This window comes from Cohnella kolymensis, assembly GCF_000829465.1.
Lineage (GTDB): Bacteria > Bacillota > Bacilli > Paenibacillales > Paenibacillaceae > Cohnella > Cohnella kolymensis.
The window spans coordinates 42163-63543 of sequence record NZ_JXAL01000034.1 but is presented as its reverse complement, the minus strand read 5'-3'; the positions used below and the strand labels follow the sequence as shown (position 1 = coordinate 63543).

20 protein-coding genes and 1 pseudogene are annotated in these 21381 nt (G+C 49.9%); 2 read left to right on the top strand and 19 right to left on the bottom strand.

The window, feature by feature from the left end:
- Positions 1-70: 70 nt before the first annotated feature.
- The 12 genes and pseudogenes from SD71_RS25270 to selD form a co-directional block, all read right to left on the bottom strand.
- A complete protein-coding gene (locus tag SD71_RS25270) occupies positions 71-730 on the bottom strand; it encodes a response regulator (RefSeq protein WP_235427296.1) in 660 nt (219 codons plus the stop codon).
- 32 nt (positions 731-762) lie between these two features.
- On the bottom strand, positions 763-3300 hold the full coding sequence (locus tag SD71_RS25265; protein WP_235427293.1) for an ATP-binding protein: 2538 nt from the start codon (positions 3298-3300) through the stop codon (positions 763-765).
- Positions 3234-3821 (bottom strand): HAMP domain-containing protein, encoded by a 588-nt coding sequence (locus SD71_RS25260; RefSeq protein WP_235427291.1) that lies wholly within the window; start codon positions 3819-3821, stop codon positions 3234-3236. Before SD71_RS25260 ends, SD71_RS25265 begins: the two co-directional genes overlap by 67 nt.
- A gap of 17 nt (positions 3822-3838) precedes the next feature.
- Positions 3839-4075, bottom strand: a complete 237-nt coding sequence (locus SD71_RS25255) for a HAMP domain-containing protein (RefSeq protein ID WP_235427290.1) — start codon at positions 4073-4075, stop codon at positions 3839-3841.
- 17 nt (positions 4076-4092) lie between these two features.
- Positions 4093-5493: a HAMP domain-containing protein gene (locus tag SD71_RS25250; protein ID WP_235427288.1), complete on the bottom strand. Its 1401-nt coding sequence runs from the start codon at positions 5491-5493 to the stop codon at positions 4093-4095.
- Positions 5494-5545: 52 nt separating this feature from the next.
- Complete coding sequence (locus SD71_RS21045) at positions 5546-7195, bottom strand: response regulator (RefSeq protein ID WP_041067761.1); 1650 nt, start codon at positions 7193-7195, stop codon at positions 5546-5548.
- A gap of 286 nt (positions 7196-7481) precedes the next feature.
- Positions 7482-8671, bottom strand: a pseudogene (locus SD71_RS21040) (DHH family phosphoesterase); the annotation flags it as partial.
- Positions 8672-8686: 15 nt separating this feature from the next.
- Positions 8687-9004: a hypothetical protein gene (locus SD71_RS21035; protein WP_052476494.1), complete on the bottom strand. Its 318-nt coding sequence runs from the start codon at positions 9002-9004 to the stop codon at positions 8687-8689.
- A 76-nt stretch (positions 9005-9080) separates the two neighbouring features.
- Positions 9081-10232 carry an MFS transporter gene (locus SD71_RS21030; RefSeq protein WP_041067759.1) on the bottom strand — a complete coding sequence of 384 codons (1152 nt, stop codon included), beginning with the start codon at positions 10230-10232 and terminating at the stop codon, positions 9081-9083.
- Positions 10225-11379, bottom strand: coding sequence for a cysteine desulfurase family protein (locus tag SD71_RS21025; protein ID WP_235427287.1), 1155 nt, complete (start codon positions 11377-11379; stop codon positions 10225-10227). Before SD71_RS21025 ends, SD71_RS21030 begins: the two co-directional genes overlap by 8 nt.
- Positions 11349-12425 carry a tRNA 2-selenouridine(34) synthase MnmH gene (gene mnmH / locus SD71_RS21020; RefSeq protein ID WP_052476493.1) on the bottom strand — a complete coding sequence of 359 codons (1077 nt, stop codon included), beginning with the start codon at positions 12423-12425 and terminating at the stop codon, positions 11349-11351. Before mnmH ends, SD71_RS21025 begins: the two co-directional genes overlap by 31 nt.
- A gap of 15 nt (positions 12426-12440) precedes the next feature.
- Complete coding sequence (gene selD / locus SD71_RS21015; RefSeq protein ID WP_041068046.1) at positions 12441-13490, bottom strand: selenide, water dikinase SelD; 1050 nt, start codon at positions 13488-13490, stop codon at positions 12441-12443.
- A gap of 307 nt (positions 13491-13797) precedes the next feature.
- Here selD and SD71_RS21010 point away from each other — a divergent pair, with 307 nt between their 5' ends.
- Entirely contained in the window at positions 13798-14292 is a 495-nt protein-coding gene (locus SD71_RS21010; protein ID WP_041067756.1) for a C40 family peptidase, read from the top strand.
- 69 nt (positions 14293-14361) lie between these two features.
- Here SD71_RS21010 and SD71_RS21005 read toward each other — a convergent pair whose 3' ends face one another.
- The 6 genes from SD71_RS21005 to SD71_RS20990 all read right to left on the bottom strand — a co-directional run bounded on the left by SD71_RS21005 (position 14362) and on the right by SD71_RS20990 (position 20151).
- Complete coding sequence (locus SD71_RS21005) at positions 14362-15012, bottom strand: DUF421 domain-containing protein (RefSeq protein ID WP_041067753.1); 651 nt, start codon at positions 15010-15012, stop codon at positions 14362-14364.
- Between the two features lie 64 nt (positions 15013-15076).
- On the bottom strand, positions 15077-15691 hold the full coding sequence (gene wrbA / locus SD71_RS21000) for an NAD(P)H:quinone oxidoreductase (RefSeq protein WP_041067750.1): 615 nt from the start codon (positions 15689-15691) through the stop codon (positions 15077-15079).
- A 122-nt stretch (positions 15692-15813) separates the two neighbouring features.
- Complete coding sequence (locus SD71_RS23785; protein WP_152619537.1) at positions 15814-16017, bottom strand: hypothetical protein; 204 nt, start codon at positions 16015-16017, stop codon at positions 15814-15816.
- 120 nt (positions 16018-16137) lie between these two features.
- Positions 16138-16608, bottom strand: a complete 471-nt coding sequence (locus SD71_RS22700; RefSeq protein WP_161793428.1) for a phosphatase PAP2 family protein — start codon at positions 16606-16608, stop codon at positions 16138-16140.
- A 213-nt stretch (positions 16609-16821) separates the two neighbouring features.
- The gene (locus SD71_RS22695; RefSeq protein WP_052476491.1) at positions 16822-17418 is read right to left on the bottom strand and encodes a DedA family protein; all 597 of its coding nucleotides are present in this window, start codon (positions 17416-17418) and stop codon (positions 16822-16824) included.
- A 75-nt stretch (positions 17419-17493) separates the two neighbouring features.
- Complete coding sequence (locus SD71_RS20990; protein WP_052476490.1) at positions 17494-20151, bottom strand: beta-N-acetylglucosaminidase domain-containing protein; 2658 nt, start codon at positions 20149-20151, stop codon at positions 17494-17496.
- 113 nt (positions 20152-20264) lie between these two features.
- Here SD71_RS20990 and SD71_RS20985 point away from each other — a divergent pair, with 113 nt between their 5' ends.
- Entirely contained in the window at positions 20265-20546 is a 282-nt protein-coding gene (locus SD71_RS20985; RefSeq protein ID WP_041067747.1) for a hypothetical protein, read from the top strand.
- 43 nt (positions 20547-20589) lie between these two features.
- Here SD71_RS20985 and SD71_RS20980 read toward each other — a convergent pair whose 3' ends face one another.
- Positions 20590-21336, bottom strand: a complete 747-nt coding sequence (locus SD71_RS20980) for an SDR family NAD(P)-dependent oxidoreductase (protein ID WP_041067744.1) — start codon at positions 21334-21336, stop codon at positions 20590-20592.
- Positions 21337-21381: the final 45 nt, after the last annotated feature.

The window sequence follows — 21381 nt, the reverse complement described above, 5'->3', positions numbered from 1 at the left end:
CAAATTAATCCTGAACAATGAAAAGAACACGCAGCATGACAGCCTGCGTGTTCTTTCTTTACCCGGATGTTTACTTATCCAGCCATGTACGCATCATGGCAAGGAGATGAGCGCTGTTAACCGGCTTCGTAATGTAATCCGAAGCGCCTGCTTCCAGGCAGAGCTCCCGATCCCCTTTCATCGCTTTGGCAGTCAGAGCGATAATAGGCAGTTCCTTGAATTCCGGTATTTGACGAATCGCACGGGTTGTCTCATAGCCGTCCATTACAGGCATCATAATGTCCATCAGCACGATCTCGATGTTCGGATTTTGCTCCAGAATCGAGATCGCGTCCTGGCCGTTCTCCGCCGGGATGACTTTCATATGATGCCGTTCCAAAATCGTAGTAAGAGCAAAGATATTGCGGATGTCGTCATCGACGACGAGCACGTTTTTGTACTCGATCATCTCATCCGACTTGTGAACTTTCTCAAGCGCCTCTCTTGAACCGGACGGCAGATTTTCCGCTTTCCGGTGCAGGAACAAGGTGGTTTCGTCCATGATCTGAACATGTGTCTTTACTTCTTTGATAACGGCCGTTTTCGACAATTCGTCCATTTCGCTCTGTATTTCCGGAGAAAGCTTCTTGCTGCGGTTGATCACAATCGGCACATATTTGTTATTCGGATTTTTGTGCATGTCGCGTACAAACCGTACTACATTCATTTCCGGAAGATCATTATCCAGCAATATACAGTCAAACTCTTTCGAATTCAATTGATTTAAGCTTTGCGCCCCGTTTCTACGGCAGTGATTTTAATGTCGGTATTGTCGAGCAATTCCACGAACTTTTGTCGCAGCTGATCATCCTTGGCCACCACAAGCAGGCTTTTCACGCTTTTGTCGGCGAAGGCGTTTAACTTGTCCAAAGCATTTTCCAGCTCTTCGTTGTTCACCGGCTTACAGAAAAAGTCGTAGACGCCTTTCTGAAAGAGCTGAATTTCGTCCTCCTCCACCGTGATGACACAGACGGGAATATGGCGGACATTGATATCATTTTTCAGATGCTCCAGCACAAGCCCGCCATCCGTCTCACCTAGATGCAGATCGAGGGTAATCGCAACAGGATTGTATTTTTGCACCAATTCCAAAGCATCCAAACCTTTAGTGCTGATAACCGTCTTGATGCCTTTTTTGCGCAGAACCTCAAGAATGATTTCATTAAACTTCTGATCGTCTTCAATAATCAGGAATACACGATCGCCGGGCTCAATGTTGTCGCGGTCGTCGGTAATGACGTCCTCGGCATTCGCATAGCTGCGGGTCCGCTTAGGCGGCGTTACATCAATCACTTCAGGCATGTGTTTCTGCTTCGGAGCCGGCTGTGGAGCTTCCGTGTCCAAAGGCAAGTACAGATTGAATACACTTCCGCTGTTCACTTCACTGTAAATCGAGATTTCACCGCCTAACATTTCGGCGATTTCTCTCGAAATAGCGAGCCCTAATCCTGTTCCGCCGTATTCCCGATTCGTGCTGCCGTCAGCCTGTTGGAACGCCTCGAAGATAATCTTCTGCTTTTCCGGCGCGATGCCGATACCCGTATCGCTGACGGAGAAGCAAAGCACCGATTGAGCGCGATTCAGCGTATCATTGCTTGGGTTCCAGCCTTCGCTCGCCTTGCGGATCAGCAGCATGATCTGTCCTTCTTGCGTGAATTTGAATGCGTTGGACAGCAGGTTTTTCAATACTTGCTGCAATCTTTTCGAATCCGTCATAATCGTTGAGGGAACATCCTGCTCAATTTTGATTCTGTAATCGAGTGTTTTCTCATCGACCATGTGGCGGAAAGTCCGGTCCATCCCGTCAGCCAGTTCTTGTATGGAAACATCACTGTAATCGGGCGTGATCGTTCCCGATTCAATCTTGGACAGATCAAGAATGTCATTGATTAGATTGAGCAGCTCATAGCCTGAATCTTGAATCGTCTTGGCGAATTTCACCTGATAGTCGGTCAGGTTATGATCCGGATTCTCGGCAAGCTGTTCCGCCAGCAGCAACAGGGAATTCAACGGCGTACGCAGTTCATGGGACATGTTAGCCAAAAACTCGGATTTGTATCTGGAGGTCAATGCGAGCTGATCGGCTTTTTCCTCCAGGAAACGTTTGGCGACTTCAACTTCATTGTTCTTGCTTTCGACTTCCGCTTTCTGAACAACGAGCAGCTTCGCTTTTTCCTCAAGCTCCTCATTCGTGTTCTGCAGCTCCATTTGCTGTTTCTGCAGCTCTTCCGTCAGCGATTGCGACTGGATGAGCAGTTCCTCCGTACGCTGATTCGCTTGCATCGTATTAATGACGATCCCGATGGATTCCGTCAGCTGATCCAGGAAGGCGATATCGATTTCGCTGAATTGACGGAACGAAGCCAGCTCCAATACAGCCAGCACCTGTTCCTCGAAAATAATCGGAAGCAGCACGATATTCAGCGGCGTCGCTTCACCGAGACCGGACGAAATGACTACATAATCGCTCGGCACGTTGGTCAGCAGTATACGCTGCTTCTCGACCAGACATTGCCCCACCAGACCTTGGCCTGCCCGATATTCGTTGGACAAATGCTTGCGATGCTGATAGGCGTAGCTGGCGAAGAGTTCAAGAACAGGCTGGCCGTCCACCGGATCGTTGATATAGATAACACCATGCTGCATGGAAACCAAAGGTGCCAATTCCGATAAAATCATGCGGCACACCGCATACAGGTCGCGCTGTCCTTGCAGAAGCCGCGAGAACTTGGCCAGGTTGGTTTTGAGCCAGTCCTGATCGGTATTGATTCGCGTCGTTTCCTTCAGGTTGCGAATCATTTCGTTGATGTTATCTTTCAGAGTCGCAACTTCGCCTGACGCCGACACGTCGATCGACCGGGACAGATCGCCCTTCGTAACGGCGGTCGCAACGTTCGTGATGGCTCGCACCTGTGTGGTCAGCGTACTCGCCATGTAGTTAACGTTGTCGGTCAAGTCACGCCATGTGCCGGCCGCTCCCGGAACGCTCGCTTGTCCGCCCAGTTTACCCTCGGCGCCAACCTCACGTGCCACTGTTGTGACCTGATCCGCGAAAGTTGCCAGCGTATCGATCATGTTATTGATCGTATCGGTCAGCTCGGCAATTTCGCCTTTGGCGTCAACCGTAAGCTTCTGTTTCAAATTACCGTTCGCGACCGCGGTAACGACCTTGGCGATTCCGCGCACTTGATCGGTCAAGTTCGTCGCCATGATATTAACGTTGTCGGTAAGGTCCTTCCAGATCCCGCCGACTCCGCGCACCTGGCTTGTCCGCCCAGCTTGCCGTCCGTACCGACCTCACGCGCCACCCGCGTAACCTCGGAAGCGAACGAGTTAAGCTGATCCACCATCGTGTTGATCGTATTTTTCAGTTCAAGCAATTCGCCTTTAACGTCAACGGTAATTTTCTTAGACAGGTCACCGTTTGCAACCGCCGTTGTAACGCCGGCGATGTTACGCATCTGTACTGTAAGGTTGCTGGCCATATAGTTAACCGTATCGGTCAAGTCTTTCCAAGTACCGGATACGTCTTTAACCTCCGCCTGGGCTCCCAGCTTTCCTTCGGTACCGACCTCGCGCGCAACGCGTGTAACCTCTGAAGCAAAGTTGCTCAGCTGATCCAGCATCGTATTCATCGTGACTTTCAGCTCGAGCATTTCACCTTTAACGTCAACGGTAATCTTCTTGGTCAGGTCACCCTTCGCAACAGCTGTCGTAACGCCGGCGATGTTACGCACCTGGTCCGTAAGATTACGCGCCATGTTATTCACGCTTTCGGTCAAGTCCTTCCATGTTCCGCCTACGCCTTTAACCTGCGCCTGGCTCCCAGCTTGCCTTCGGTACCCACCTCGCGTGCCACCCGTGTAACTTCGGATGCGAACGTGGAAAGCTGGTCCACCATCGTATTGATCGTATTTTTCAGTTCGAGCATTTCACCCTGTACGTCTGCTGTGATTTGCTTCGACAGGTCTCCGTTGGCGACGGCTGTCGTTACAACGGCGATGTTACGCACCTGGTTCGTCAGATTGGAAGCCATGTAGTTAACGCTCTCGGTCAAGTCGCGCCATGTTCCGGCAACGCCTTAACCTGAGCTTGACCGCCAAGCATACCTTCCGTGCCAACCTCGCGCGCTACCCGGGTAACCTCGGAAGCAAAGTTGCTGAGCTGATCGACCATGATATTAATCGTGCTTTTAAGCTGCAAGATCTCGCCTCTGGCGTCTACCGTAATCGTCTTTGACAGGTCGCCTTTCGCAACGGCAGTCGTGACCTCGGCGATGTTACGCACCTGGTTCGTCAGATTGCTCGCCATATAGTTAACGCTCTCGGTCAAATCCCGCCATGTGCCGGATACACCCTTAACGTCCGCTTGGCCGCCGAGAATTCCTTCCGTACCGACCTCGCGCGCCACCCGCGTAACCTCGGATGCGAATGTGGAAAGTTGATCCACCATTGTATTGATCGTATTTTTCAGCTCCAGGATTTCTCCCGAGAACTCGGCCGTGATTTTCTTCGACAAGTCGCCGTTCGCGACAGCAGTCGTTACGACAGCGATATTACGCACCTGATTCGTCAGGTTGGACGCCATGTAGTTAACGCTCTCGGTCAAATCCCGCCATGTGCCGGATACACCTTTAACATCCGCTTGCCCGCCGAGCTTGCCTTCCGTGCCGACCTCGCGCGCCACGCGCGTAACCTCGGAGGAGAAGGTGGAAAGCTGGTCCACCATCGTGTTGATCGTGTTTTTCAGTTCGAGAATTTCGCCTTTTGCATTAACCGTAATTTGCTTGGACAGGTCGCCGTTCGCAACGGCAGTCGTTACGGCGGCGATATTACGCACCTGATCCGTCAGATTGGTGGCCATATTATTCACGCTGTCCGTCAAGTCTTTCCATGTACCGGAGACGCCTTTTACATCAGCTTGTCCTCCCAGCATTCCCTCCGTACCGACCTCACGCGCAACGCGCGTAACCTCTGAAGCAAATGTGCTCAGCTGATTAACCATCATATTGATGTTGCTGGCCGTGCGCTGGAACTCACCGGTCAAAGCTCTGCCCTCAAACTCGAGCTCCACTTTTTGGGACAAGTCCCCTTTGGCTACCGCATTGATGACTCGAACCATCTCGCTGGTCGGTTGGATCAAATCCACAACAAGGCCGTTCAGAGCTTCCGTTACCGTATCCCACGACCCGCCGATATTTTTGTGAACGAATCTTCTGCTTAGCTTTCCTTCTTTGCCTACAACCCTGGCAACCGTCTCGACCTCGTTAACGAGACTCTCTTGATAATCCATTATTTCATTAAACAGATCGGCTACCTTACCGGACATTCCCGTTTGATCGTAGGGCATCCGGTAGGAGAAGTCTCCTTTTTTCATTGCCATTAACGCATTTAATAATTGGGCGGCATCTAAATGATCGTTCGTAGATGCAGCGGTTGACTTTTGGTCGGCCATTATTTCATCCCCCATGGGTTTATTAGCGACGGGTTCGCTCGGCGTCTCTTTTCTATTTAATATCTTGCATCATATATTGCAGGATAAGCTTCCGCACATGGTCCAGCCGGATGGGTTTAGCTAGAAAATGATCCATGCCCGTGGACTGGCATTTCTTCTTCGTCTGTTCCGACACATTCGCGCTCATTGCTACAATGAATGGCGGAGCCGCCAGCCTCCGCTGTTTGATTTCACGAACCGTTTCCCAGCCGTTTTTGACCGGCATCTGAATATCCAGGAACAGCAGGTCGTATTTTGCGTGATTTAACGCTTCTAGTACCTCCGCCCCATTCTCGGCAAGATCGGCGGTTAAACCGAGAGTTGCGAGCATATGCCGCATTAATTTGCGATTGACGGGATCGTCCTCTCCGATCAGTATTTTAAGCGGTGCCGTATGCGGGTTTTCCAAAGACTCGTCGAACTCGAAAAGCGGCTGTGTCACATCGGCAGGAAGGTCGAACGGAGGCCCGTTGGCAATGTACGGCTTCACCTTTATCGTGAAAATGAATGTCGCTCCCTGCTCTTCCGTCGTCTCTACGCGAATCGTACCTCCCATCAGCTCAACCAACGATTTGCAAATCGACAATCCGAGGCCGGTACCCTCAAATTTGCGGCTGGTGGAAGAGTCCAATTGGGAAAAAGGTTGAAACAAATCGCCTATTTTATCTGATGGGATACCGATTCCCGTATCTTTGACAATAAACTCGATCGTAAGAGAATCTTCCTCTTCCGCGAGCTTATTCACGATAATATAAACGCCGCCTTCGTTGGTGAACTTCACGGCATTGCCCACCAGGTTAATAAGTACCTGACGGAGCCGGTTCATATCGCCGGATACGAATGTCGGCAGCGAAGGATCCAGCACGACGAGCATCTCCAGATTCCGTTCACGAGATTTTGCCGTAAATAAGTCTACCGTCTCCACCAAGCAATAGTTAAGAACGAAAGGTTCATCGTCCAGCTCCAGCTTGCCCGACTCGATCTTGGAGAAGTCCAGAATATGGTTGATTACGGAAAGAAGAGCATTGCCGCTTCTATGAATGATTTCCGCCATTTCGGCGTACTGCTCGGGAATATCCGAGGCAAGCAGCAAATCCGACATTCCGATAATGCCGTTGAGCGGAGTTCGTATTTCATGGCTCATCATCGCGAGGAATTCCGATTTCACTCTTGAAGCGATTTCAGCCGATTCCTTTGCCTGGATAAGATCCTGATTCGATTTCTCCAACTGCTTGGTTTGTCTCTGCAGCAATTCGCTTTGAACTTGAAGCGCCTTGTTTGCTTCGAACATGCTTACATACCCCTCGATTTTGGACTTCAATATTTGAGGGATAAAAGGCTTGGTCATGTAGTCCATGGCGCCGACGGAATACCCGGTGAAATAATGCTCGGGTTTGTTGCTTGTTGCGCTTAAAAAAATAATCGGTATATATTTCGATTTTTCGCGCGTGCGAATAATACTTGCCGTCTCAAATCCATCCATGTCCGGCATTTGGACATCCATGACGATGACGGCAAATTCTTCATCAAGCAGGCATCGTAACGCTTCCCGTCCCGAATAAGCCCGTACCAGACGGTAAGGTTCGCCGGAAAGCACCGCTTCTATTGCTACTAGATTTTCCGGATGATCATCAACGAGCAGAATGTTGACTGGATTGTCCATTTGACCTCCTGAAATCATGAATTCATCTATTAAAAATGCAGTTTCGTTTTTAGACGCATAGGTTTATGTACCCATATAAAATACGAGTGAAACACAATTAATAAAATAAATTGTCGCAGGAAAATCATATAAAAATAATAAAGCACCCATTCCGTTTTTGGTATGAGTGCTTCTGATTTTTCGCCTCGATGCGCCTTTTTATTCATTAATGTTGATACGCGTTTGTTTCAGGATGCCCGGCAGCCGTTATGACCGGATCCAAACCGTTAAAACCGCTGTCCGATTCCTTTTTTGAAACAAGCATATGTTCCATTAAATACTTCACGAACATCTCGTCCCTGACCAGCCAAACTCGATGATGGCGTTTCACAAAACGCTGGGCTTCTTCAAAAGATGAAAAAGCCTCGTCTAATATTTGCCCGTTCAGATCTATGCGCCAATTCCGGCCTGTCGTGAACACATACAATTGGTCGGCGTCCCGGTTTTCGTATAAGTTGCCGTACTCCGAGCCTTTAACGTTGAACCGGTTGCGATAAGCATCCGGGCGCACCGGCTCGATGCCGAACGGAGCCTCCACATATTGTTCATAGGCTTCAACCGTCAAGGGGCAGCCCGACGCTTTCGCATGGCCTCCGCCGCCGTATTTGCCGGCGATTTCCGATACATCCACATGATCATGGATCGTCCGCAAGCTTACCTTACGGCCTCCCATATTTAATATTGCGATGTAATCGAGATGCGTGTTCTCTTTGCCGAGCTCACTCGAGAGTTCGGAATGATAAAGCTCTGCATGCACGATGCCGACACAGCGGTCATCAATAAATGTCTGCACAAGCTCCCGCTTTTTCCTTCGAACGTAGCGTTCGATCTTCTCTTCTTCCAGATCCAGAAGCTTTTCTTCAAATTCGTTAAAGGAGAACGGCCCGCCGGCCCTTATGCGCTCCAGCATATTCTCTTCAAATTCGTCGATCGACCATAGGAAAAACAAGTCGTTCAACCGTCTGGCCTGGAGATTCTCATTGGCTTCCCATTCCCACGTATCGTATTGACGAACCAGCTCGACGAACTGGCTGAGAGATTCACTGGGCGGCATGAACCCCTGTTGAATCACGTAATCGTAAAAGAGAGAGGTCGCCGACGCCAATCTTCCGTCATCGTAAGCTACGGTCACCGCTGCCAGGGGTATTCGTTCAACCGAAGAGCGGATTTGTGATGGTCGATCAGCTTCACCTTAGCGCCGGATTCTGCGAACTCTGTTAGCCGTGTGGCATTCGCTTCGTGTACGGAGAGATCCGTGATGAAAAGGAAATCGTTCTTCTTGCGTTTATTGGACATGCGCTCAATGAACCTTTGTACTTCCGGATTCAGTCCGTCTACGGAATTATAGCGGATTTCCACATTTTCCCCGAAGGCGAATTTTGCAACGATTCCGCAGCCGACTCCGTCAAGGTCGTTATGTGTAAATAAATGATACATGCTGCGCTCCCCTGCTCATCGGTAGACAAACCCCGTTTCCAGCTTGTGAGACTGCAGTTCCTCTTCCGGATCCCTTTCCCAATAGGTGCCTTCTCGAAAATAGTCCTGGCACACCCCATCCAAAGACGTCAACGTTTCGATGAGAGCTTTGAGATCGCACGTATGAAACATATCCTTCAGCTCACGGTTCTCTTCGGTCCGCGAATACATATGAATTTCCATGCAGCCGTCCCACCGAACGTTTACATCAAGAAGCCTGTCGTCCGTTTGCAATTCCAACGCCGCTGTTCCGCCATCGACATCGCGCACATGCCTTGCCTTGATTGTCCACAAAAGGAAGTCACCACCTTAAGGGGTAGCATGCCCAACCGCCGAACAATTGACACCGCATGATCTGATTCGCATGAGATCAGGCTGTCAACGCCTCCGCTGCCCGTTTGGGTCGAAACAGAAAACCCAACACGGCGAACAACAAGAAACCCGCGCCCAAGAACAGAAACATACTGTGATTTGAAATATAACGGATTCCGTAGCCGCCTATTCCCGGCCCCAATATACTCCCGATGCTGAAGTGGATCGATGCAATGACGTTCGCAGCCGGCAAAATCCGTCTCGGTAAATTGTCCGCGGCATAGGCCAGACCCAGCGAGAAAAACGACCCCACCAATCCCCCGGCTAAAGAGAAAAAAATAAACAACAACGGCAAGTTATCTCCCGCTGCCGGAATTGCAAAGAACAGAAGCGCGCCCACTGCCCCGCAAGTCATCAGCACCGGCTTACGGCCGATTTTATCACTCCATATTCCGAGCGGCAGCTGCAGAATGAGTCCTCCGATTCCGAACGCAACGAGCAGCAGGGATATCCATTGCTGATTCAAGTCGATACGAAGTCCGTACAAAGGAAAGCTGCTGTTCATCGTAGCTTCCATAATACCGTACAGAAAGCTTGGAATAAGGGCGAACCACACTAAACGGTAGGTACGGACAAAACGGTTCTCTTCCGATGCGCTTTTGGCGACTCGCTCCGGAATTTCATTGGGGATTCGGAGTACTAACAGAAGCACGGCGGCAAAAAATAAACTCGAGACTAAAAAGGGAACCGTAGGCCCGAGAGGCAGCAAATTAATGCCGAGCGGCCCCAAGCTGAAACCCGCTCCGTACGCCATTCCATATAAGGAAATATATCTTCCGCGGCGGTCCGCAGGGCTCGAAGTGACGATCCATAACTGGGTGGCGAAATGAAGCGAGCTGTCTCCCACGCCAACGAGCATTCGAAGCACGAACCATACGGCAAGCGACTGGGTTAGGGGAAATAGCAGCGTCGTCAGCGTAACCAATATCATTCCCGCTATAATGACTCTTTTATATCCAAACCGGATGACAGGCTTTTCAACAACAAACATCGTAAAAAATATCCCGATATATAAGGCCATGGAGTTCATGCCGTTCAGATCCGACGATACGCCTGCCCTTTCCAGCAGGATCGAGAGCAGCGGCAGCAGCAAGCCTTGGCTCATCCCCGCCACCACAACGACGAGCAGTAAAGATATTAATCTAACCATAAATCGGAACTCTTTCTTTGAACATAGAGACGGCTGCCCGCACCATATGCTCGTCGGTATATCTCCCGAGGCTGATGCGTACCGCCCCTCCGCCTCTCTCAACCGGCACCTTCATAGCTGCCAGGACCGGCGATAGAGTTGTCTGCCCCGAATGGCATGCGGAACCTGTGGACGCCGCAATCTCAGGCATTCGCCCGAGAATTTCCTGTCCGCTGTATCCGTGGAAGTTGATATTAAAAGTATTCGGCAGTCGATTCACCGGGTGGCCGTTCAACGAAACGGCATCTTGAAAGTGGGCTTTCATTTGTGACCAGAACAGCTTGCCAAGCTCATCGATCCGATTGTGTTCATGTCCTTCGCGGACAAGCTCCGCCGCTTTACCGAGCCCCACGATATATGGAACGTTCTCCGTACCCGCGCGCATCCCGGACTCATGTCCGGCCCCATGGATCAGAGGCTCGATCGACGTACCTTTCCGAATATATAAGGCTCCGATCCCTTTGGGCGCATAGAACTTATGACCCGCAAGCGAGAGCATGTCCACGCCAAGCTCATCCACGCGAACAGGAATCTTGCCTATGGTTTGAGCGGCATCCGAATGCAGGTATACACCGTGTCGGCACGCGATATGCGCAATTTCGGCGATCGGCTGTATGGATCCCGTTTCGTTATTGGCATGCATGACGGAAATGAGTATCGTCCGATCCGTGATGGCTTTCTCAATGTCCTCCGGAGACACGACACCGTACTCATCAACTTGCACGTATGTGACTTCGGCGCCGATAGATTCCAAGAAACGAGCAGGCCCTAGAATTGCGGGGTGTTCTATGCCGGTAGTGATAATGTGGCTGCCTTTGCGGCGAAGCGCGTAATAGATGCCTTTCAATGCCAGATTATTGGCCTCGCTTGCTCCGCTTGTGAAGACGATTTCGTCAGGAGCAGAACCGATCAGCGCGGCGACCTTGGCGCGTGCTTCTTCTATGGCGTCATGAAGCTGATCGGCCGCCCAATGAGAAGAAGACGGATTGCCGAAGCAATCCGTCAGGAATGGCTGCATCTCGTGCAATACCTCCGGTGCAATCGGAGTACTCGCGTTATAATCGAGGTAAATCTGCTTCAGCGAGCTTTCACGGGCTTCTTTTGACATTCAGCCGCTCCCCTCCCGGCAAGGAATTTCTCCACTTTCTCTGCCGCTGCTAGTGCAGATTCCGCGCGGATGACCGTCCGCTTCTCCGGTTCGTACTCGGAGACGGTATGGTCATACCGGGGATCATAGTAATGAACGAGCAGCAGTTCTACGGCTCGGCGGTAATCTTGTTCCCTCATGCTCTTCTCGATTTCCGCTGCAATCGGCGTATGCAGCCGCGGCTTGATTTTAAGAAACGACTGCAAGCATTCTTCAGCAAATTGTTCAGGACGATAGTCATCCAGGATGTTGTGCACACGTTCTTTCAAAGGGAGCTCGATCCATAGCTGATGCGCCCGTTGTTTCTTTTCTACCAACGGGTCGGGCAGCGTGACGTTCCCGATTCGTTTGCTCTCCGCTTCAAAGAAGATATAAGGCGCTTGCCTGTAACGGATCAGCTCTTCGATCAGCAAGGAATCGAACGTTTTTTGATTGCTGGCTTTACGGCCGATATGCCCGAATATCGATCCTCGGTGACCGGCCATATCCTCAAAATCCAGAACGGGATGCCCCCGTTCTTTGAGATATCGGAGTATCGCGGTTTTGCCGCTTCCTGTGTAGCCGTTAAGAACATACGAAACAGGTTTAAACCCGGCTGCCGCCTCGTTCAAATGCGCAATAACCCACTGGCGGTAAGCTCGGAATCCTCCCGTCAGCCGATAAGCATGAATGTTCATCAGGGAGAGCAGTGTTGCCGTCGTTCTGCTCCGCATTCCGCCCCGCCAGCAGAAAACGGCCTTGTTCCCGGGAATCTCGGAGAATCGCTTGATGAATGCCGGCAGCTTGGCCGATACGATCTCCAGCCCTCTCTCTTTGGCCGCCTGAACGCTTACCTGTTTATACAGCGTGCCGATCTCCGCTCGCTCGTCGTCATCGAACAATGGAATGTTCAAGCTTCCCGGAATCGTCGAATCCTCAAATTCGGAAGGTGATCTTACATCGATGAGTACGAAATCTTTGCGGTTCCGAAGCTCGGCTAACTCCTCCATTGTCAAGTCTTGAAACATTCTCGATAACCCCTCTTATTTCACCGTAATATGTCCCGGATGATCCGCAATGACTTCACCGATCAAGCTCGCTTCAACACCCGAATCCCTTAATTCTTGCAGAAGTTGTTCCGCTTGCTCTCCTTTTACCGAAATCAGGAGACCCCCGGATGTAACGGCATCGCACAAAATCCAACGGCCTGTCTGATCCATCGTATCCGGAAATGAAACATCGTTCTCTACATGTGCGAAATTGTTCTTCGTTCCGCCCGGCACAAAGCCCTTATCCGCGAGCTCCCTCACTCTTGGCAGCAACGGAACATCCTCAGCGGTAACGGTTAAGCCGACTTTGCTGCCTTTTGCCATCTCCAGCGCATGTCCGATTAGACCGAAGCCCGTTACGTCCGTGCACGCATGAACGTCATATTTCTCCATCACTTCAGCGGCTGTCTTATTCAGTGTTGCCATCACTTTGGTGAGCCGTTTCGTTTCTTCATCCGTCAATTGATCTTTTTTGATAGAAGTCGTCAGAATCCCCACGCCGATCGGTTTGGTCAGGATCAGCCGGTCGCCGGGTTGGGCCCCAGCGTTAGTGCGGATCTTGGCAGGGTGGATGATCCCCGTCACGGCAAGTCCGAATTTCGGCTCTTTGTCATCGATGGAGTGCCCTCCGACAAGTGTCGCTCCAGCCTCCTGAACTTTGTCCGCAGCGCCCCGCAATATATCCGCCAGAATACGCTTGTCCAACGTGGAAATAGGAAACGCGACAATGTTTAATACCGTTAAAGGTTTACCGCCCATTGCATAAATATCGCTGATTGCGTTCGCGGCCGCCACTTGCCCGAAATCATAGGGATCATCCACGATCGGCGTAAAGAAATCAACCGTCTGCACAAGTGCCGTTTCATCGTTCAATCTATACACGCCTGCATCGTCGCTCGTATCCAACCCCACCAGCAAGTCCGGATTTCCGGGCGCCGGGGGAAGGCTCCTTATGACTTGCATGAGATCGGCCGGCCCGATCTTACAGCCGCAGCCGCCCTTGCTCGACAAAGATGTCAATTTTACGTTGTCCGACAGTTCCATATTAAAGGCACGACCTTTCTCTTCATCTTTACCTATCAAGCGAAAAGAGCCCAAAACCGGGAGGTCCTGGACTCTTTCCGTTTCTGTAATCACTATTATAGCACTAAATTTGTGTCTGACTAAGTCACGATTCTTTCCCAGAGTATCCGCTCATCTCTGCATTAAAGACTTCTCATTGTTTTCTAAGGATAGGCATAAATCCTTGCTGTTATGCGGAAATCGCTCTTGTTGGGAAAAATTAGGGCGTTTTGTTTCTGGTATATTGTTTCTTAACTTGCTAATCAAATAACTGGAGGGATATCACATAGTGTTTCAGACAACAAAACTCTTTCGCAAAGTAATCAGCGTAGGTATTTGCGCAGCAATCGGATTTACCGGTCTCGGTTTCGGACAAGCCGGCACAGCGGAAGCTGCGACACCTAAAACGAATAAAATTATCAAAACGGGTGCCAAGTATTTGGGAGTTAAATATCGTTTCGGAGCTCCATCGGGTGTTACATACGCCTTTGACTGCTCATCCTTCACCCAATTCATTTTCAAAAAGAACGGCATTTACCTGCCCCGTACTTCACGGGCACAAGCTGCAAAAGGAATCAGAGTATCAAAAGCCAACTTGAGCAAAGGCGACCTCGTATTCTTCAAAAGTCCCGGCCGCTCCGGAATCGGACATGTCGCCGTGTATGCCGGATACGGAAAGATCCTTCATGCCGCAGGGAAATCGGTGAAATTCTCGAAACTAAGCTCCAGCTATTGGAAGAAAAATTATGTGACCGCCCGCCGTGTTGTGAAACACTACGCATAACCTTAACGCACATGAAAAACCAGCCGCCCGGTTACTTCCGGATCTGCTGGTTTTTTTGTTGTTCAGGCGCTAACGCCCGGTGTACCGTTCAACATGCAGAGAACCGTCACCGAGAACTTCGGCATAGAAGATATCTTTTATCCTGGTGTTCCGGCCGCCGGTTTTAGCAAGCTCGTGCAGCAGCCAGCTCTCGGATAAACCCAGTTCATTCAGGTTCTTCTTCAACGCTTGTCCGTCCGCGACGATCTGAGTGGGGATATATTTAGCTGCGGGCGTTTGCTCTTGCTTTTTATATATACTGATACTTCCGTTTGATTCGAGTATCGCTAAGTCCACTTCAGAGACCGAAAAAACATCTTTCTGCCGAAGCAGGAGGATCATATCGTCGATCGTAATTTTGGTCGAAGCCAATGCTTTTTGGTCCACACGGCCATGCCGGATCAAAATCATCGGTGCCCCGTCAATCATCCTCTTTACCGATCGTGATTTGGTGGATATAAATCCGAGCAGCAGCGTCAACCCGGACCAAATACCCACTGCGAGTAATCCCTGGTATAGGGGAATGTGCTTCTCGGTTATGACAGATGCGCTTAAACTACCTAGCGTAATACCGGTTATATAATTGAAATGCGTCAGCTGACTCATCTGCTTCTTCCCCATAATTCTTGTTAACAGAAGAAGAAAGAAAAAGGAAATGATCACTTTCGCATACAGATGCATTCCGATACCCCTTCAAGAGTTTTCCAATTATTGTCTTCTTGAAGGCTGTTCTTTATGCGCGGTCTTATCCTTGCAAGCCTTTTTTCAAAGCCTCGGCAACGGTGACAACGCGCTTGGCTTGGTGAATGGCAGCTGCTTTCACGTCCTCTTTCATTTTGCCGTCCTGATCTACGGAAACGCTTGTCCCATATGGATTACCGCCCGCGGTAAAAACTGATTGATCGGTATATCCCGGCGCGACAACGATGGCGCCCCAATGGTACATCATCGTATACAGCGAAAGAATGGTGGCTTCTTGTCCGCCGTGAGCGTTTTGAGCTGACGTCATTGCGCTTACGACTTTATTGACCGTTTTTCCTTGCGCCCAAATCCCGCCGGTTGAATCCAGGAATTGCTTCATCTGCGCGGCCATGTTTCCGTAACGTGTCGGCATGCTGAAAATGATGGCGTCTGCCTGCACCACATCATCGGGGGTAATTACGGGAACGTTGTTCGCGGTCTGCGCATGAGCTTTCCACGCCGGATTGGAATCGATCACGGACTGCGGCGCTGACTCTTGGACTTTATAGATTTTCACTTCGGCACCCGCTTGCCGTCCGCCTTCAGCCGCCCACTGGGCTAACTGATAGTTCGTGCCTGTTGAACTGTAATATACTACCGCCAAATTAACTTGTGCCATCGTAATGTCATCCTCCTCTTCTGCCGAATCGACGTACACCCTTTTTTAACGCGGACCCTGTTATTTGAACCATCTTCTTTCCTCGTAAATGTTCATAAAGCTAAAAGAAAAAAAAACCCGTATTAAACGGGTTCCAGCTGCAGATAACGATAGGCAAGAGTTTTGTGGTGATGTTCTTGTGCCGCATATTGGTAATAAAGTAAGGGATCAGCAGCGAAGGCCATTTTAAGCCGATGAAAATATTCCGAAAGAACAAACTGATGGCCTGCTGCATGAATGGGGCTGAGAGCTCCATAGACGTCACGTGGATTTGTGGTGTCCGGCAAAACATACACTCCTTTTGAATTTGGATTAGTCTGTTAGGCAATATCACTATATGGCAATTGCCCTGTCAAAGACACATCACAAATGCCCATTTTCAAGTGAATGTAACAGCCGCGGGCCAATTATTTGTCATTGCGGATCATACGAAGAATTTCCAATACAATCACATTTAAACTGAGCCATGTTCCGCCGAACGCATACCCTGCCGCAACATCGCTGGGATATTGAATATCAAAGTAGATTCGGCTTACTCCAACCGCTAAACACATAACAATGACGATTAAAATAGCGGATATGCGTGCGATTGCGCTGCCGGAGTGCCGAAACAGCAAATAGGCGGCGAACCCGTAGATGGAAAGGGAAATAAACGATTGCTCACTCGGAAAAGTGAACGGCAGGCTTGAACCGATGGGGCCGGGGCGGTGAAACAACAAACGAAGTCCTTCATCCAGTACTTCCCCGCCAATGATGACAACGGCCAGAAACGTCAGCTCAAGCCGCCGGTTTTTTTCGTTAATCCATATCCACACAACTGCAGTAATAATCAAAGGTATCAGAAAATAAGCCGAGCCAATTAAGCCGAACGTACTCATCGCCCAGCTCCAGCGATTTCTGAAAGCTTGATGAATAATGTACCTGACTACCTCGTCAAATAATGCAAATTCATGTGCAAGCAAATCTTGAATTAATCCGATCATCAAAGTCAAAAAAGGTCACAAAAAACGGCAAAAGCAACAATAACGACGAACTTCACTTTACCCATCGTTCGATATCTTTTGAAACCCTCATCTATCAGTGCGGACAGCTTATTTTTTTATTCGCTCCTTGTAGGTCCTATACAAATAAATCAGCATAAATCCAACTGCCGTTATAATCCCGAATGTAAGCATATATCTATTTATCGTGTGATGGTATAGCTCCCACTTCGGTCCGAGTAATTTACCTAACGTGATGAACACCGTAACCCATATGATAGCACCAGGGTAAGCGAAAGCTGCATATTTCCGAAAAGGAAGCCGAGTAATGCCTGAGAAGTATCCGGTTATATGCCGTACGCCCGGAATGAAATAAGCGATGATCAAAAGCTTGTTTCCGTACCTTTGAAACCAGCCCGATACCCGATCCAGTTTGTCGGGTCCCAGATGTATGCGTCTTCCATGCTTTTCGAAGAAAGGCCGGCCCAACCGGTACCCGATCCAATAGGATGATGTCATACCCAAGCAGACACCCAAGCCGGCGACAACAATAGATGTTAACCAAGTAAGATGCCCTTGATAGACAATAAGGCCTGCGTAACTCATCAAAAATTCGCCTGGAAGAGGAAGTGCAAGCATCTCGAGCCATAAGGCAGTGAAAAGCACCGCATATCCGTATTGTTCCAGCAAATGCGTTAAGTACTCCAATTCCTTTTCCTCGCTTGTTGTAATCGACTGTTGGCAAGAACCTCCCCTTTAAATTGCCCTAATCTTGGAAATTGATTACTGTGGATTGCCCTGCACGATCACCCATTCTCTTACCTGAACCCACTCGATCTGGGAATCGATTGCCTTGAATCTTATAAATTTGGCTTGTGTTCCCGCAGGCAGCTCAACACTGATTTCCGGCTGATCGATGTATGTTCCGATGGCTTGCCAGCTTAAGCCGTCCGTGGAAATTTCCAAAGCACCGCGGTGAATATAGTCGCTCGATTGTCCGTCGCCCATCATGAAATGGATTTTGCTGATCGTTGTGAGCTTTCCAAGGTTAATGCCCACATAGTCTCCTATTCGCGGAGCTGCGTTGCTCCAGTAATAGGTCTGGCTGTCGCCGTCAACCATATTTTGCGGCACATAGACATCCCATGTACCCATCGAAGTCAAAGGCTGTACCGCATTACCGCCGGACCCCCAAAAATCATACATTTGCGTCGCTTTGCCGAGGAAAGAATCTATGACTCCTTGAGCGGCAACTTTTTTGTTCGGCACCGGGTACGTCCCCTTGTCGACGGATATCGTAACGACCCCGTTATCGATGGAAACTTTAGCTCCGATAATCGCATTTTCCTGCAGCCATTTCTCGTAATGAAGGCTGAGCACATATCCGTTATCCGGAATGATATTGTTATTGCCGCCTTCTTTCACGACCTTCCCGTCAACAACCGTAATTTCATAACCCCATTCGTTCGTGCCGGTACGGTTGCCATATTCAGGGGTGTATTGGATCAGTTCGGATTCTCCGCGTTCACGATTAATGCCATTAAGTATCCTGCTGGAGCTTCGGTTTGCCGGAACGAGAACATCAACCGTATCCCTTTTCATCTCCTCGGTTAATGCCGTCCGATAGTGCAGCGCAAGCTCTTTATCTCCCGCTTTCATTGCGGCAAGCATATCCAAGGCGATCTGACCTGCTATTCCATAGTGGTGCAGCTTCAGAATCCACGGCTGCATTTCGTTCAGAAAGTTCTTATTGCCGATCAGTTGCAAAGACTTGGGCAGCTGCTCCAGCTTCTTGAATTCAGCTTGCAGAGCCTGCATTTGAGCAGTCGCGTCTCCCGCCTCAAAGGCAATCCAATACTGCTGTATCCGTGCATTAAGCACAGGAGATTCTTCTGCGCGAAGAATCGACGACTGATTATTGTCCGCAAAGGTGCGAAGTGCGTCTTCCGCCGTTCCGCCGAATTCCCTCAAACTGTTGCTCCATGATTTCATAGGATCATAGGCTCCTGGGTTCCATGTGTAATCGGCGGTCGTGTATAAGGCGATTTTGGAAGCCTCCGCGTGCTCCATAGGGTTGGCCGTCAAACCATGGACATGGTGTTCCGCCAAATCGGCGTCTCTTCCTTCAAGCGGACCGAGCAGCACCCGCTGAGGGATATAATCCGTGACCGGGTAATTGTCCCAGATGAGAAGTTCATGCTTAAATATGGAGGCAATCCGGTCGGCTTCCTCCGACGTTATTTGGGCGGGGGTAATATTAAATCCGGTCCAATATACCAAAATATCGGGATTCACCGAAGCGGCGAACGTTTCCCGGTATGGGCTCGAATCCGACTGGTAGTACTCCGTAGGCACGGTTATTAATGGCGCTGCGCCAGGATGCTTTTCGATAAATTCGTGTAAAAACCGGTTTAATAAATGAGCTTGAGCGGAAGCGGCAGGACTTGCGGAGACGCCGAAGTTCCGTTCGTCCTGCTCGCAGTTCATCTGGAGAGTAATGTCGTCCAGAAGCAGCGCATAATCCCTTACACCGAGATCCCACATCGCTTGGGCTTTGTCCACCAGAGCCTGAAAGTCTTGATCGCTGGAGTAGCACACATCCATTCCCGGAGACACGGTAAAGACAAAATCCACATGCTTTGCCTTGGCCGCATTCACCAGCTTTCCCAGCTTGGCCAACTCTTCCTGCGGGTAAGGTGTCCTCCATTTATCACGGTGATAAGGATCATCTTTGGGGGCGTATACATAGGTATTCATTTTATGCTTGCCCATAAAGTCAAGCATGCCGAGCCGATTTTCGTACGTCCAGGGCTTGCCGTAAAAACCTTCAATAATGCCGCGGACCGGCATTGCGGGAGAATCGTTGATCGAAATTTCGGGCATCCACACACGGCCCGATGCTGATGTAACGATTTGGCGGAACGTTTGAACAGCGTAATAGATACCGTCGGCATCCGCGCCGGACAGCAGGATGTGTTTGCCGTGATCTCCTCTGAAGGAGCTCACAACGTAACCTTCAGCAGGCAACCCGGCCGGCAGATCCTTGAATTCGACTTTATACGATTGCTCAAATTGTTTGGCGTCTTTCAGGCTGCCGAGCCATATTGTCACCGGTGCGGAAGGCTTTTTGTCATCGTAATTTGATACCTTCACGGCTTCGATGCCGAAAGATTTCAAGATTTCCTGCAATTCGGACACAACAGCTCCTTCCGTCTCTTCTCCTTTTACAAGACCGATGGAGCGGGGCAGTTGAAATCCGTTCCCGAGCACTTGGACGCTTTTAGGAGTCGGACTAATGAGGGGTTCGCCGCCCTTGCTTCTATTCATGTCTTCTGCATACGTTTTGTTATGTACAATGGTTAGTAGAGTGAAGAATAACGACAGCATTAGCATCAACCCGGGAAGCGAATGACGGCTCAGCCGGAGGCCAGATACGTTCATCTTACACGCTCCTTAAATTATAGTCGTTACCATATTTTACCACAATCCACGCAACCCGAAACAGCTGAAATGCAGTATTTGAATGGCCGATTTGCAAAAGGGGAAATATACCTATGAAAGGAGTGTACATGATGAAGCCGAATGACCTGCCGAACACGCCGAATGTGCCTGACGAGGCAATTCGAGAACCGGATACATTGCTTGCAAATCGCAGAGAGTTATTTAGAAAGCCTGATGATAGATTGAGAGACGCCCGCGACGGTGATCCGCAAACGTTGTACGAGGATACGGAGCCGCATGAACGCTTGGGCTTCAGAGTCGATGATTCCAAACCTCTCGATCTCAGCGGAAATCCGGATACCAGGCTGGAGGAGAATTCCGGGGATCCTTATTGATTCGATCAAAAAAGTACTTGATCGTCCGATCAAGTACTTTTTTTTACTCCTCATAGATCATTTTCCTTGTCATGCCGCCGTCGATCACCAGGTTAATGCCGGTGACGAAATCGTTGTCAGGTTCGGTTAAATAGAAACAGCCCTTGGCTATGTCCCCCGGTGTTCCGACTCTTTGCGCAGGATGCTGGGTATGGTCCTCTTCCCGTAATCTCTCGTAATCTCCGGTTTCGATCCATCCGGGACTTATAGCATTAACGCGGATGCGATCGGGCCCGAGGGATAACGCCAGCGCATGAGTCAGGGAGGCGATGCCGCCTTTGGACGCGGCGTAGGCTTCCGAGTTCGGTTCCGACATCACAGACCTGGTCGAAGATATATTCACGATTGAACCTCCGCCCTGCCTTTTCATTAAGGCGGCAGCCTCACGGGAGCAAAGGAATGTTCCCCGCAAGTTCGTGTTAATCACGTAATCCCACTCTTCCAGAGCCAAATCGAATGGGCTTTTGAACACACCTAGGCCTGCGTTGTTGATCAATATATCAACTCGTCCCCACCTGTCCGCCGCTTCCCGGAACAATCGGACGACCTGCTCAGGCACACTCAAATCAACGTTATGTATGGAACACATGCCACCTGCATTGATGACAAGACTTTCTGTTTCTCTTGCTTTGTCCATATCCTTGTCGACGATGACGACCGTTGCCCCCCGGTCGGCGTACGCAAGGGCCAGCCCGCGGCCGATACCTCCCCCGGATCCGGTAATGACGACAACTTTTCCTTCAAACGGCATGTTTGCCCATCCCCTCTGCTACGCAAAAAAGAGTTGCTCTTAAGT